The organism is Fictibacillus sp. 26RED30 (genome assembly GCF_015903845.1).
Taxonomy (GTDB): Bacteria; Bacillota; Bacilli; order Bacillales; family Fictibacillaceae; genus Fictibacillus; species Fictibacillus phosphorivorans.
Genome location: NZ_JACZDV010000001.1, coordinates 990,021 through 1,003,722 on the forward strand (window position 1 = coordinate 990,021; position 13,702 = coordinate 1,003,722).

Sequence of the window (13,702 nt, forward strand, 5' to 3'; positions counted from 1 at the left end):
CATTTAAGGGGGAGAAACCATGACGTTCCGCTATTTGCCGATGACTGATCAAGACAAAAAGGAAATGCTTGAAACGATTGGAATCGAAACGACAGAAGATCTTTTTCAGGATATTCCGGAAGAAGTTCGATTTAATGGACGCTTACAAATCGAGGAAGCTTTGTCAGAACCTCAACTAGTTAAAGAGATGGGCCGCTTGGCTGCATTAAACAAGAATACAAAAGATCATGCTTCATTTCTAGGAGCAGGTGTGTATGATCATTACACTCCATCGATCGTGAACCATATGCTTCTTCGTTCAGAGTTCTACACGGCTTACACGCCATACCAGCCTGAGATCTCTCAAGGAGAACTTCAAGCAATCTTTGAATTTCAAACGATGATCTGTGAGTTGACAGGTATGGATGTTGCGAATTCTTCCATGTATGATGGTGGAACTTCACTTGCGGAGGCTGGATTATTATCAGCAGCTCAGACACGCAGAAAGAAAATCGTTGTATCCAAATCCGTACATCCCGAATCACGTGCCGTTTTGCACACGTATGCAAAAGGGCAGCATCTTGAAGTAGTAGAAGTGGATACAGAAGATGGTGTTACCTCATTAAATGCATTGCGTGCTGAAGTTGATGAACAGACAGCATGTGTGATCGTTCAATATCCGAACTTCTTCGGTCAGATCGAACCGTTAAAAGGCATAGAAGAAATCGTGCACAGCGCAAAAGGAATGTTTGTAGTTTCTTCAAATCCTTTGGCATTGGGCGCTTTAACTCCTCCTGGTAAGTTCGGCGCGGATATCGTAGTCGGTGATGCACAGCCGTTTGGGATCGCACAAGGTTTTGGTGGACCACACTGTGGATATTTTGCTGTAACAACAAAATTAATGCGTAAAGTCCCTGGCCGTTTGGTCGGTCAAACGGTTGATGAAGACGGGAAACGCGGATTCGTTCTTACTCTTCAAGCGAGAGAACAGCATATCAGACGTGATAAAGCGACGAGTAACATCTGTTCGAACCAAGCGCTTAATGCACTGGCTGCTTCTATTGCTATGACGGCACTTGGAAAACAAGGTGTAAAAGAAGTAGCGCACCAAAATATACAAAAAGCTCACTATGCGAAAAAAGTTCTTGAGGAAAAAGGATTCAAAACAGCTTTCACAGGACCTTTCTTTAACGAGTTTGTTATTGAGTTAAAATGTACAGCTAAAGAAGTAAATGCAAAATTATTAGAATCTGGTATCATCGGCGGATATGATTTGGGTCTTTCGTATTCAGAACTGAAGAACCATATGCTTCTAGCGGTTACCGAAATGAGAACTAAAGAAGAGATCGATCAGCTTGCAAATGTATTGGAGGGATTAGCATGCGTACAGAACATCAGTCATTAATTTTTGAATTGTCTAAACCAGGTCGAGTAGGGTACAGCATCCCTGAACTTGACGTTCCAGAGATTAACGTAGAATCTATCATCCCTTCCGATTATTTGCGTACGGAAGAAGCGGATCTTCCTGAAGTGTCAGAGCTTCAAATCGTTCGTCATTATACTGCATTATCTAATCGTAACCATGGTGTGGATTCTGGTTTCTATCCACTAGGTTCATGTACGATGAAATACAATCCCAAGATTAATGAAGATGTAGCACGATTCCCTGGATTCGCACATATCCACCCTCTCCAAGATGAAGAGACGGTGCAAGGTGCGATGGAGATGATGTACCGCTTGCAAACATCGCTTGCTGAGATCACAGGAATGGATGAAGTGACGCTTCAACCAGCAGCAGGTGCCCATGGTGAATGGACAGGTCTTATGATGATCCGTGCTTACCATGAAGCAAATGGTGACTTCAATCGTACAAAAGTAATCGTTCCTGATTCAGCACACGGAACGAATCCGGCGTCTGCAACGGTTGCTGGTTTTGAATCGATCACGGTGAAGTCCGATGAGCGCGGACTTGTTGATCTAGAAGATTTGAAACGAGTAGTCGATCAAGATGTTGCGGCTCTTATGCTTACAAATCCGAATACGCTTGGTCTTTTCGAAGAGCATATTCTAGAAATGGCAAAGATCGTCCATGAAGCTGGCGGAAAGCTATACTATGATGGAGCTAACGCAAATGCGATATTAGGATTTGCTCGACCTGGAGACATGGGCTTTGACGTTGTTCACTTAAATCTTCATAAGACATTTACAGGACCTCACGGTGGTGGTGGACCTGGATCAGGACCAGTAGGAGTTAAGGAAGATCTGATCCCATTCTTGCCAAAACCAGTTCTCGTTAAAGAGGACGATCTTTATAAGTTTGAATATGATCGCCCGCAATCGATCGGAAGAGTGAAGCCATTTTATGGTAACTTCGGCATTAATGTACGTGCGTTTACGTACATCATGACGATGGGGCCAGATGGTTTGAGACAAGTATCTGAGAATGCTGTATTAAATGCTAACTATATGATGCGCCGACTTGAGCCTCATTTCGATCTACCGTTTACGCAGCACTGTAAACATGAGTTCGTATTATCTGGACGCCGCCAGAAAAAACTTGGCGTGAGAACACTTGATATCGCAAAACGTCTCTTAGACTTTGGCTATCACCCGCCAACGATCTACTTCCCGTTAAGTGTAGAAGAAGCGATCATGATCGAGCCGACAGAAACGGAATCAAAAGAAACACTCGATGAATTTATCGAGAAGATGATTCAGATTTCCAAAGAAGCAGAAGAAACACCTGAATTGGTTCAAGAAGCTCCTCATACTACCGTTGTTAAACGACTGGATGAAGCAACAGCCGCAAGAAAGCCAATCTTAAAATATTCAAAACAAGTTTAAACATACAAAAAAGCAGCTCTGGAAATTTTCCTGAGCTGCTTTTAATATTAGTTTGATTTTACACGGCCAGTCCATTTGCGGAAGCCGCCATGTAGGTGATGAAGCTGGCCATATTTTTTCTTCTTAAGAAAATTGGCTGCACGAGCACTTCTGAATCCACTTTCACAATATAGATAAACAGGCTGATCGCTGCGCACTTCTTTTAAGCGCTGTCTCATTTGAGAAAGAGGAATGTTACGTGCTCCTAGGATATGTCCTTTTTTAAACTCTTCAGGCTCACGAACATCGATCAGTTGTGCTTTTCGATAACCTGCTTTAAACTCTTCCTCGTTTAATGTAGTTAAAAATCTCTTTTGATAAAGCCCCATACCAATTACATACGCCAATAAAGCTACTACAATACCTGCTAAAACTATCCATCCCATAACGCTTGCACTCCTTTAAACAATCTACCACAATTATAGCGGTGCGCGGCTCTATAGGCAAAAGAAAAATCTGACTTTAAGCGATTGTTTTGACACAATCGCCGAATTTGGTACACTAGTTACGAATGAATGGCAGGGAGACGAAAAACGTGGAAAAAGAAAACTGGTATTATATCGATTCTGGAAATTGCGAACCTGCAATTAATATGGCAATGGACGAAGCACTTCTAACTTGGCACAGTGAAGGAAAGATTCCACCTGTTATCCGCTTTTACGGATGGAATCCAGCTACATTATCCATTGGATACTTTCAAAAAGTAGAAAAAGAGATTAACCTTGATGCTGTAAAAAAATATGGACTGGGCTTTGTGAGGCGTCCAACAGGTGGTCGCGGAGTTCTTCATGATCAAGAACTCACATATAGCGTCATCGTATCTGAATCACACAAAGATATGCCACAAAGTGTAACCGAAGCTTATCGGGTGATCTCAGAAGGAATCAAAGAAGGGTTTCAAGGTTTAGGCTTAGATGCTTACTTCGCTGTTCCGAAAACAGAAGAAGAGCGTGAAGGGTTGAAGAATCCCCGGTCAGCAGTTTGCTTTGACGCTCCTTCGTGGTATGAATTAGTCGTAGAAGGAAGAAAAGTAGCGGGAAGTGCTCAAACGAGGCAAAAAGGTGTGATCCTGCAACACGGATCGATTCTTTTGGACCTAGATGAAGACAAACTGTTCGATCTGTTTAAGTATTCTAGCGACAGATTACGAGAAAGAATGCAAACCGCATTTAAGAAAAAAGCAGTAGCAGTCAATGCACTGCTGGATGTTCCTGTTACAATTGAAGACGCGAAGATTGCCTTTAAAAAAGGCTTCGAGGACGGTTTGAACGTAAATCTTGTACCATACACACTTACAGAAGATCAGTGGGCAGAGGTTGAACACATAGCCGAGACTCGTTATCGAAACGACGATTGGACGTTCAGACGATAATAGTAAAAAATCGAAATCTCAAAAAGAGATCTCGATTTTTTATTTTTGCTCTGTAAAGATCTGAAAAAAAGATGTCAAGATATTAATTTTTTTTGGAAAATAGCAGGAATTTTTGAAAACCAAGAGTTTGTACGGCTTTTCAAAACTACCAAATTATACAAATCTAGAATAAAGCCAATTCATTAATAAAATCATCATAAATTTACAAGAATCAAGGAATTGCTGTAAAATCCTCATGATTTTAAGTTTGACAATTTTTTTTCTTTGACATGAGGTTTACGTATATATAGTATAAGGGTAGAACTTATACATACAAGATATAGATATGCATCCGTATGTGATTTATATAGAGGAGGAGAAATATGGACACAGTCGCAACTGTTAAAAAGGGTATTAACATTGACGCTCTCAACAGTGATATAGCTCAATTTCCACAAGTACACCCCGTAACTTCTACGATGAAAACAACACATAAAGGTGTTTCTCGGCTGGTGATGCTGGACCGATACAGCTTTAAAGACACAGAGAAGAAAACGTTAAAACCAGGTGATTTTGTAGTATTAACGGTAAAAGAGGATCCGAAATTTCCGGCAAGAGGGCTAGGCTATATTCAATCTGTCAATTGGGACGATAAAAATGCAGTTGTATTGGTTGAAGATGAGTTTAAAGCTGTACTAGAGAAGCCGGAAGAAGCTGAATCTGGTTTGATCACACGTTCACTAGATGTGATGGACAAGCCGTTAGAAGTTTACTACGAGCAGATCGCACTAAGAAATGCTACAGGCTTAGCATCTGTGGAAACGACGGAAGAAAAGCGCCAAGAATCATTTCAAAAGTTTTACAAAGAGCTTTCAGAGATGAATTTTGTACCCGCTGGCCGCGTTTTATATGGCGCAGGCGCAGAAACAGATGTAACGTATTTCAACTGTTACGTGATGCCGTATGTAAAAGATTCGCGTGAAGGCATCTCAGATCACCGTAAGCAAGTTATGGAGATCATGAGTCGCGGAGGCGGAGTTGGGACAAACGGATCTACACTTCGACCGAAGAACGCACTAGCAAGAGGCGTAAACGGAAAATCCTCTGGATCTGTATCCTGGTTGGATGACATCGCGAAGTTAACGCATCTGGTCGAGCAGGGAGGAAGTCGCAGGGGAGCACAGATGATCATGCTGGCCGACTGGCACCCTGACATTATCGATTTCATTATTTCTAAGATGCAAAATCCTCGCATTTTACGTTACTTGATTGAAAATACGAACGACGAGAAAATCAAACAAGTTGCACAAGATAAATTAAAATTCACACCGCTGACACCAGCTCAAAAAGCGATGTACGAAGGAATCCTTCGCTATAAAGATATTCCAGGAACAGGCGGATTTGACTCCGACGTTCTACGCGATGCTGAGACAATGCTTCGCGACGGAGGAACGTATAGCGTTCATAATTCTGAGTTCTTAACTGGTGCGAATATCTCAGTTACAATCACAAAAGAATTCATGGAAGCAGTAGAAAATGACTCTGAGTATCTGTTGCGTTTTCCTAGCGTTGAAGCTTACACGCCAGAAGAAATGGAAGCTTACAACAACGAGTGGCATGAAGTCGGAGATGTTCGTGTTTGGGAAGAGAAAGGCTATGGTATTCGCGTTTACAAACGAATTCAAGCGCGTGAGCTGTGGAACCTGATTAACATTTGCGCAACATACTCTGCTGAGCCAGGTATTTTCTTTATTGATAACGCAAATGACATGACGAACGCTACCGCTTATGGACAAAAAGTTGTAGCAACAAATCCATGTGGAGAACAACCACTTGCACCGTACAGTGTCTGCAACCTTGCTGCAGTTAACCTTGGAAACATGGCTGACAAAGTAAACAAAACGGTGGACTTTGAAAAGCTAAAACAAACGGTTGAAGTTGGCGTACGTATGCAGGACAACGTAATTGATGCAACACCATACTTCTTAGAACCTAACCGCGTCCAAGCTTTAGGCGAACGTCGAGTAGGGCTGGGAGTTATGGGGCTTCATGACCTTTTGATCTATTGCGAGACTGTTTACGGATCTGAAGAAGGAAACAAGCTTGTTGATCAAATTTTCGAGACGATTGCCGTAACGGCTTACCGCACTTCAATCGAACTTGCTAAAGAGAAGGGAAGCTTCCCGTTCTTAGAAGGCGATTCAGATGAAACGACTAACGAGTTGCGTAAACGATTTGCTGAAACAGGTTATATGAAAAAGCTTCCTGAGGATATTCGTGAAGACATCTTAAATTATGGGATTAGAAACTCTCACTTGTTAACGGTTGCTCCAACTGGATCCACAGGAACCATGGTTGGCGTCTCCACAGGATTAGAGCCTTACTTCTCTTTCTCATACTTCCGCAGTGGTCGTCTTGGGAAGTTTATCGAAGTGAAAGCTGATATCGTTAAGGAGTATTTAGACAGCAATCCAGAAGCGAACGAAAATGAGCTTCCTGAGTGGTTTGTTGCCGCGATGGAGCTTGCACCAGAAGCACATGCAGATACACAATGTGTCATCCAGCGTTGGGTTGATAGCTCGATCTCAAAAACAGTAAACGCTCCTAAAGGTTACACGGTTGATCAAGTTCAAAAAGTTTACGAACGTCTTTATAAGGGTGGAGCAAAAGGTGGTACGGTGTACGTTGATGGAAGCCGTGACTCACAAGTTCTTACACTAAAAGCAGAAGAGACTTTCGAACAAACTGAGATTGATCTAGGTATGGAAGAAGAAAAAAGCAAAGTTGTTATTTTAGATACGATTACTGACCTTCGTTCTACAGATGTAACCATAGGTAACGAAGTGGGTAACACTTGCCCGGTATGCCGAAAAGGGAAAGTGAAAGAAATCGGTGGCTGTAACACGTGTACGAATTGTAACGCTCAATTAAAATGCGGATTATAAGAATGGAGGGAAGGAACTGGAAATGTTCCTTCCCTTTTCTTTTGGTGTTATTAGCACATACTAACTCCATCATTTGTGAAAAAAATTGTGGGGTGTATGACTATGGCTGGTGCCAATAAACCGTTTATGCCGCAGTTGATCTATTTCGAACCGCGTGCACTAGAGTATCCGTTAGGTAAAGAACTGTACGACCGTTTTAGTAAGCTAGAAGTTGAGATCAGAGAAACAACATCACATAACCAAATTCGTGATCTGCCAGGAGACAATGATTTTCAGAAATATAGAACGGCAAAATCAACGCTCGTTGTAGGTATCAGAAAAACGTTGAAGTTTGATACATCTAAACCATCTGCAGAATACGCGATTCCTCTTGCAACGGGATGCATGGGACATTGTCATTATTGTTATCTACAGACGACACTCGGCAGCAAGCCGTATCTACGAACTTATGTGAATACGGATGAGATTTTTGCCCAGGCTGAAAAGTATATGCAAGAACGAGCGCCTGAGATCACGCGATTCGAAGCTTCATGTACATCCGATATTGTAGGCATCGATCATCTTACTCATAATTTGAAAAGAGCGATTGAATTTTTTGGTGCAACAGATCTTGGAAGGCTTCGTTTTACAACGAAGTATCATCACGTGGACCATTTACTTGATGCAAAACACCAGGGTAGGACGCGTTTCCGTTTTAGCGTAAATTCACATTATGTGATTAAGAATTTCGAACTTGGAACAAGTCCGCTTGAGGAGCGTATCAACGCCGCTATAAAAGTGGCAGAAGCAGGGTATCCGTTAGGATTTATTGTGGCACCTCTTTATCTTCATAAAGATTGGGAAGAAGGCTATAAAGAACTCTTTGATATTCTAGAAGCGAAAATTCCAAAGCACCTTACGAACGATCTTACGTTTGAGCTGATTCAGCACCGTTTTACGAAACCTGCAAAACGCGTTATTGAAAAAAACTATCCAAAATCAAAGCTTGAGATGAATGAAGAAGAAAGAAAATATAAGTGGGGAAGATATGGAATCGGAAAATATGTTTATCAAGATGATCAGGCGACAAGACTGCGTGAAACGGTAGAAAATTATATTCATACGATGTTTCCGCAAGCGAAGATTGAATATTTTACTTGATAAAATGCAGTGGCACCTTCCCTTGTCACGCTTACCATTCTATAGTATCCTTTTTATAGAGACCAAGCTGGTTTAGTATAGGGAGTGAACAATTTGCCGCCAACCCCAAGTATGGAAGATTATATAGAACGCATCTATGCCCTAATTGAAGAGAAAGGCTATGCCAGGGTATCAGATCTTGCTGAGAACCTAGAAGTGCATCCCTCTTCAGTAACCAAGATGATTCAAAAGCTCGACAAAGGCAAGTACGTCGTTTATGAAAAATACAGAGGCTTCGTTCTAACACCGAACGGAAAAAAACTCGGAAAACGTTTAGTTTACAGACATGAGTTACTTGAAGAATTCTTAAAAGTTATTGGGGTCGACCAAGAGAACATCTACCAGGATGTTGAGGGTATTGAACATCATTTAAGTTGGAATGCTATTGATCGAATTGGAGATCTTGTTCAGTTTTTTGAAGAAGACGATAAAAGGGTAAAGCAATTAAGAGAAGTTCAAGCGAAGAATGAAGAACAAGAACAATCATAAATTTTATGGTTGTTTTTTATTTTGGATTTTTTGTGTGGTGCGGTATGTGTGTGTGGAAACACAAGTGGACAGTATTTTGTAAGAAGTGGACAGTAATATTTAAAAAGTGGACAGTATTCTTCTAAGAGTGGACAGTAAATGAAGAAAACCCGACAGTATTTTTTGTGAAGTGGACAGTAAATCTAATCTTTTAACCTACACCGACAAATCAAAGGTATGACAAAAGACTTTATTTTGAAGAATCGGTTATAAAGGACATCTTCTGCTGATTAGGATAGTAGTGGAGGAGATGTTTATGCGAATTGATGGTGTGTTTTCAGGTGGAGGCATCAAGGCGCTTTCGTTGATTGGTGCTGTTGAAGCAGCTGAGAATCGTGGCCTCAGTTTTGAAAGGGTAGCTGGGACAAGTGCAGGGGCATTGATGGCTGCTTTGATCAAGGCAGGCTATACGGCGGGCGAAATGAAAGATATTATTGATAAATTAGACTTTAGAAAATTTCTTGATACAAGTAAAACAATTGTGCCTGTACCTTTTATGAACTGGTTGAAGCTTTATTGGAAACTTGGTCTTTTTAAGGGAGATTATTTGGAGAACTGGGTAGCTTCTCTATTAGCCGCACGAGGAATTGTTACGTTTGCTGATATTCCATATGGCAGTCTTAAGATTATTGCATCTGATATTTCTCGAGGAAGGCTGATTGTACTGCCAGATGATCTCGAGGAATACGGATTATTGCCAGAGCGCTTTCCGGTGGCACGAGCGGTTAGGATGAGTTGCAGTCTGCCTTATTTCTTTTACCCGATCAAACTTTTCAATCGTGTTGGGCAAAAGAGTTTTATTGTTGATGGAGGGGTTTTGAGTAACTTTCCGATGTGGCTTTTTCAAAGAAAAGATAGGGTGCCCGTTCGGCCGGTGTTAGGATTTCAATTGAGTTCGTACCTCAATGATCATATTCCAACTCACAATGTAAAAAATGCAGTTCAGCTATTTAAAGCGTTGTTTGAAACGATGATGCAAGCGCATGATAACCGATACATTGATTCACACGACGCACGAGATATTATCTTTATGCCTGTAAAGCATGTATCCGTCATCGATTTTCAATTGTCATCAGAAGCGAAGAATGAACTTTATACGTTTGGTCATGATCGTGCTGAACAATTTTTACAAAACTGGATTGCGAGTAAGAGGTATCCAAATCCAGCATATAAAAATCGAGCCTAATCCTTAAAAGGAGGCTCGATTTTTTTTCTTGTTCTTTTTCCCTTCGATCACGGTTAAGTGATGTTCACGTGTTTTCTTTCTCTGAGCGGAACTCTTTGCAGTCTTTTTGCTCGGAAACAACGGAGAGGCAGCCTTAGCCGGTTTCTGATTCGTGCCATAGCGTTTTTGAGATTGCTTGACTGCTTTTCTATACTTGCCGTTTACACCCGATGAGGTTCTGCGAAAGATAAAGTAAAACACGGCGACCACTGCTGCTCCGATCAGAATGGTTGTAAATAATTGGCGAGGTGAAGTGACTAGTTGATAAAGAATTCCGACAACAGCCAGTGAAATAACAAACCAAATGATAGGATGCAATCTTCTATTATTCTGTTGCAACAGGTTCACCTCCTTATGATTAAACGATTCTACTTGCGTTTAGTTCACTTTCATAGGATGCGTCACGACGTAACATTTCATTAAAAGAAATTATAGAAACTTCGATTTGTTTTTCATCAGGTTCTTTCGTAGTTAAGAGTTGAAGCCATAAGCCTGGATAACCTAGATAACGAAGAACAGGAACATCTCTTAGTTTATTTGTTAACTGTAATACTTCAAAAGATACCCCTAAAACCACAGGAATAAGCGCAAGTCTGCATAAAATTCTTAGCCACAGCGGATCTGATGGAAAGAAATAATAGATAAACATACCGACGATCACCGTAAATAGAATAAAACTGCTTCCGCAACGGTAATGCAGCCGCGAATGCTTCTTAACATTTTCAACCGTAAGCTCGTCTCCCGCTTCGTATGTGTTGATTACCTTATGTTCAGCTCCGTGATACATGAATACCCTCTTGATCGCAGGTGTTAAAGAAACGAAATAGATGTAGCTTAATAAAAAGATAAACTTGAACAGACCTTCTAACAGATTCTGACCAAGGTGCCCAGGCACGATAAAACGAAAAGCTTCTGCTAAAAAAACAGGTACGAGCGTAAAAACAAATTTTCCGAAAAGAAAAGATAAGACACCGATAATGGCTAAAGAAAAGAAAAAAGCGAATTTAGATGGCTTTTCTTCTTCCTCTTTTTCTTCTTCACCGGGATTAACACCAAATCGCTCAGCTGAAAAATTTAAATGCTGTGTACCGTTCATACTTGCTTCAATAATGGCTATGAATCCTCTTAAGAAAGGAATCTTCTTTAATTTTGATAGTACTGGAGAAGGTTTTTTCTTAAGTTCGAAATACTCGATCGTATCATCATTTCTCCGAATTGCCGTTACATATGTGTGCTTTCCGGCAAACATAACCCCTTCTAATACGGCCTGGCCGCCGTAAGCGGGCTTTTTCTCTTTTGTCATGTTGAACCCCCAGCCTAAAGTTTTGTAGGTACTTTCTATTCTACAGGAAAGCGGGATATTCCTCCACAAAGGATGATTGTATTTTTCCCATTTTATACATGTTTTACACGGAATATGATTGGTTGGAGTGTGAGAAGTTTGGGCAGTGGTTTTGTGGACATACTAGTAGTGTTGGAGGTGGTCGTTAATGAGCGATTCAAAACTAGAACAAAATAAACAAGAATCTCAATCTTCATTCATGAGCAGAGTCGTTGGTGTTGGTTTCTTTGGAGGCTTGATCTGGGCTTCTTTCGGATTTATCGCCTACTACTTAAATTTCTCAAAAGTTGGTCCTGCCCTTGTTTTAGTGCCATGGGCACTTGGTAAGTGGAAAACCGAGTGGATAGGTCAACTAATCAGTATTTTAATCATAGCTTTACTTTCGATTTTAGTTGCCATTGCATATCGCTATGCGTTTGCTAAGATCAAATCCATGTGGGCTGGCATCCTTTTCGGTGTTGCGCTGTGGGGGATTGTCTTTTTCTTGCTTCATCCGATTTTTCCAGGATTGGAACCTATGAACACGATAGGTAAGAATACGATTACAACGACGCTGTGCATCTATATATTATATGGCGTTTTTGTAGGGTACTCGATCTCGTTTGAATACAGTGAACGTCATGGCCAGTCCCAGGGAAACAAGGAATCTACACAAAGTTCGTAACTATTCAAATGATCAAACGCTATGATAGAATGTTTTATGAACATTCTATTTTTTTATGCAAAGGCTAGGTGTTTCAGGTGAAAAACAGAAACTTTCTTGTTATAAACGGACCGAACTTAAACAGATTGGGAAAACGGGAGCCTGGCATATATGGCGCGCATACATTGGAAGATCTAGAGGGGGAACTTGTTTCTTTATCGAAAGAACTGCTTCTGGATATCTCGTTTAAACAGAGCAATAATGAAGGAGATATCATTGATATCATTCACAGAGCTGAAGGTGAGTTTAGCGGAATCGTTCTAAATGCAGGTGCCTATACTCATTATAGTTATGCGATCAGAGACGCAATTGCCAGTGTGGATGTACCCGTAATCGAAGTCCATTTATCAAATGTTCATGCTCGAGAGGAATTTCGACGTGAATCTGTTATTGCTCCAGTTACGATCGGACAGATTTCAGGGTTTGGTTTTGATAGCTATAAATTAGCACTACAAGTTTTTCATAATCAACTTAAAGGGGATACGTTATGAATCGTGTAGAACGGGCAAGGCAATTATTTGATACGTTTGATATTGACGCACTTTTAGTTACATCTTCTTCAAATCGATTTTATCTAAGTGGTTTCAAAGGAAGTTCAGGCGTGCTTTTGATCACGAAAGACGAAGCGATTTTAGTAACTGATTTCAGATATAAGACTCAAGCAGCAGAACAAGCAGAAGGTTATCGTGTTGTCATGCACACTGATCCGATTCCGCAAGAGGTTGCAAAGTTAACGAAGGAGCTTTCTGTGCGTAAGCTTGGTTTCGAGCAAGACCATGTTACATACTCTACATATCGTACATATGAGAAACAATTAGATGACAATACGACTGAACTTGTTCCAGTATCTGGTCTTGTGGAAAAGTTGCGCTTGATTAAGGATGAATCAGAGATTAAGATAGTAAAGGATGCAGCATCTATTGCCGATGCCGCTTTTTCACATATTATCGAGTATATTCGCCCGGGACTTACGGAGCGGGAAGTATCAAATGAATTAGAATTCTTCATGAGAAAAAATGGAGCCATCTCTTCATCGTTTGATATTATTGTGGCTTCAGGCTATCGATCAGCACTTCCACATGGTGTTGCTTCGGATAAGAAGATTGAAACGGGTGAATTGGTAACCTTGGATTTTGGAGCATACTACAAAGGTTATTGTTCGGATATCACTCGTACTGTAGCCATCGGAAATGTTTCGGATGAGCTTAAAGAGATCTACCAAGTCGTATATGATGCACAGATGCTAGGTATGAAAGGCATTAAACCAGGAATGACAGGTAAGGATGCAGATGCGTTAACACGGGATTACATCGCTTCAAAAGGGTATGGTGATTACTTCGGGCATTCTACAGGACATGGAATTGGTTTGGATGTTCATGAAGGTCCAGCTCTATCTATGAAGTCTGACACGATACTTGAACCGGGAATGCTTGTGACAGTAGAACCAGGTATTTATATCTCAGGTTTGGGCGGAGTTCGAATTGAAGACGATGCACTCATTACAAAAGATGGCAATGAATCACTTACCTACTCTACTAAAACCCTTTTAACGTTAAGTTAAGGTATT

At 40.9% G+C, this 13,702-nt stretch carries 13 protein-coding genes; 10 read left to right on the forward strand and 3 right to left on the reverse strand.

Annotation, left to right across the window (positions count from 1 at the left end; translation table 11 throughout):
• The first annotated feature begins 19 nt into the window (after positions 1 to 19).
• Positions 20 to 1,384, forward strand: coding sequence for an aminomethyl-transferring glycine dehydrogenase subunit GcvPA (gene gcvPA / locus IHV11_RS04985; RefSeq protein ID WP_197193867.1), 1,365 nt, complete (start codon positions 20 to 22; stop codon positions 1,382 to 1,384).
• Entirely contained in the window at positions 1,360 to 2,823 is a 1,464-nt protein-coding gene (gene gcvPB / locus IHV11_RS04990) for an aminomethyl-transferring glycine dehydrogenase subunit GcvPB (RefSeq protein WP_197193868.1), read from the forward strand. The genes gcvPA and gcvPB overlap by 25 nt, the downstream gene beginning before the upstream one ends.
• A 47-nt stretch (positions 2,824 to 2,870) precedes the next feature.
• Here gcvPB and IHV11_RS04995 read toward each other — a convergent pair whose 3' ends face one another.
• Complete coding sequence (locus IHV11_RS04995; RefSeq protein ID WP_144699128.1) at positions 2,871 to 3,248, reverse strand: rhodanese-like domain-containing protein; 378 nt, start codon at positions 3,246 to 3,248, stop codon at positions 2,871 to 2,873.
• A 149-nt stretch (positions 3,249 to 3,397) separates the two neighbouring features.
• Here IHV11_RS04995 and IHV11_RS05000 point away from each other — a divergent pair, with 149 nt between their 5' ends.
• From IHV11_RS05000 to IHV11_RS05020, 5 genes are all read left to right on the forward strand, one after another.
• Complete coding sequence (locus IHV11_RS05000) at positions 3,398 to 4,234, forward strand: lipoate--protein ligase family protein (protein ID WP_197193869.1); 837 nt, start codon at positions 3,398 to 3,400, stop codon at positions 4,232 to 4,234.
• 362 nt (positions 4,235 to 4,596) lie between these two features.
• A complete protein-coding gene (locus IHV11_RS05005; protein ID WP_197193870.1) occupies positions 4,597 to 7,158 on the forward strand; it encodes a vitamin B12-dependent ribonucleotide reductase in 2,562 nt (853 codons plus the stop codon).
• Positions 7,159 to 7,260: 102 nt separating this feature from the next.
• A complete protein-coding gene (splB, locus tag IHV11_RS05010; protein WP_197131013.1) occupies positions 7,261 to 8,298 on the forward strand; it encodes a spore photoproduct lyase in 1,038 nt (345 codons plus the stop codon).
• Between the two features lie 111 nt (positions 8,299 to 8,409).
• A complete protein-coding gene (mntR, locus tag IHV11_RS05015; RefSeq protein ID WP_197194917.1) occupies positions 8,410 to 8,826 on the forward strand; it encodes a transcriptional regulator MntR in 417 nt (138 codons plus the stop codon).
• Positions 8,827 to 9,121: 295 nt separating this feature from the next.
• Entirely contained in the window at positions 9,122 to 10,051 is a 930-nt protein-coding gene (locus IHV11_RS05020) for a patatin-like phospholipase family protein (RefSeq protein ID WP_197131011.1), read from the forward strand.
• Between the two features lie 3 nt (positions 10,052 to 10,054).
• On the opposite strand, the gene IHV11_RS05025 is transcribed toward IHV11_RS05020, so the two are convergent.
• Positions 10,055 to 10,429, reverse strand: coding sequence for an SA1362 family protein (locus IHV11_RS05025; protein WP_197131009.1), 375 nt, complete (start codon positions 10,427 to 10,429; stop codon positions 10,055 to 10,057).
• A gap of 19 nt (positions 10,430 to 10,448) precedes the next feature.
• Complete coding sequence (locus IHV11_RS05030) at positions 10,449 to 11,393, reverse strand: DUF1385 domain-containing protein (RefSeq protein ID WP_197131007.1); 945 nt, start codon at positions 11,391 to 11,393, stop codon at positions 10,449 to 10,451.
• Between the two features lie 187 nt (positions 11,394 to 11,580).
• Between IHV11_RS05030 and IHV11_RS05035 the strand changes: the two genes are divergently transcribed.
• The 3 genes from IHV11_RS05035 (at position 11,581) to IHV11_RS05045 (ending at position 13,696) form a co-directional block, all read left to right on the forward strand.
• Positions 11,581 to 12,096, forward strand: a complete 516-nt coding sequence (locus IHV11_RS05035) for a YqhR family membrane protein (protein WP_197193871.1) — start codon at positions 11,581 to 11,583, stop codon at positions 12,094 to 12,096.
• A 77-nt stretch (positions 12,097 to 12,173) separates the two neighbouring features.
• Complete coding sequence (gene aroQ, locus IHV11_RS05040; protein ID WP_197193872.1) at positions 12,174 to 12,626, forward strand: type II 3-dehydroquinate dehydratase; 453 nt, start codon at positions 12,174 to 12,176, stop codon at positions 12,624 to 12,626.
• Positions 12,623 to 13,696, forward strand: coding sequence for a M24 family metallopeptidase (locus tag IHV11_RS05045; RefSeq protein WP_197193873.1), 1,074 nt, complete (start codon positions 12,623 to 12,625; stop codon positions 13,694 to 13,696). Before aroQ ends, IHV11_RS05045 begins: the two co-directional genes overlap by 4 nt.
• Positions 13,697 to 13,702: the final 6 nt, after the last annotated feature.

Coding starts and splice junctions, on each gene's coding strand:
- IHV11_RS05030 (WP_197131007.1), bottom strand. CDS start 11,393: ATGACAAAAGAGAAAAAGCCCGCTTACGGCGGCCAGGCCGTATTAGAA.
- mntR (WP_197194917.1), top strand. CDS start 8,410: ATGGAAGATTATATAGAACGCATCTATGCCCTAATTGAAGAGAAAGGC.
- IHV11_RS04995 (WP_144699128.1), bottom strand. CDS start 3,248: ATGGGATGGATAGTTTTAGCAGGTATTGTAGTAGCTTTATTGGCGTAT.
- gcvPA (WP_197193867.1), top strand. CDS start 20: ATGACGTTCCGCTATTTGCCGATGACTGATCAAGACAAAAAGGAAATG.
- IHV11_RS05005 (WP_197193870.1), top strand. CDS start 4,597: ATGGACACAGTCGCAACTGTTAAAAAGGGTATTAACATTGACGCTCTC.
- IHV11_RS05020 (WP_197131011.1), top strand. CDS start 9,122: ATGCGAATTGATGGTGTGTTTTCAGGTGGAGGCATCAAGGCGCTTTCG.
- IHV11_RS05045 (WP_197193873.1), top strand. CDS start 12,623: ATGAATCGTGTAGAACGGGCAAGGCAATTATTTGATACGTTTGATATT.
- gcvPB (WP_197193868.1), top strand. CDS start 1,360: ATGCGTACAGAACATCAGTCATTAATTTTTGAATTGTCTAAACCAGGT.
- splB (WP_197131013.1), top strand. CDS start 7,261: ATGGCTGGTGCCAATAAACCGTTTATGCCGCAGTTGATCTATTTCGAA.
- IHV11_RS05035 (WP_197193871.1), top strand. CDS start 11,581: ATGAGCGATTCAAAACTAGAACAAAATAAACAAGAATCTCAATCTTCA.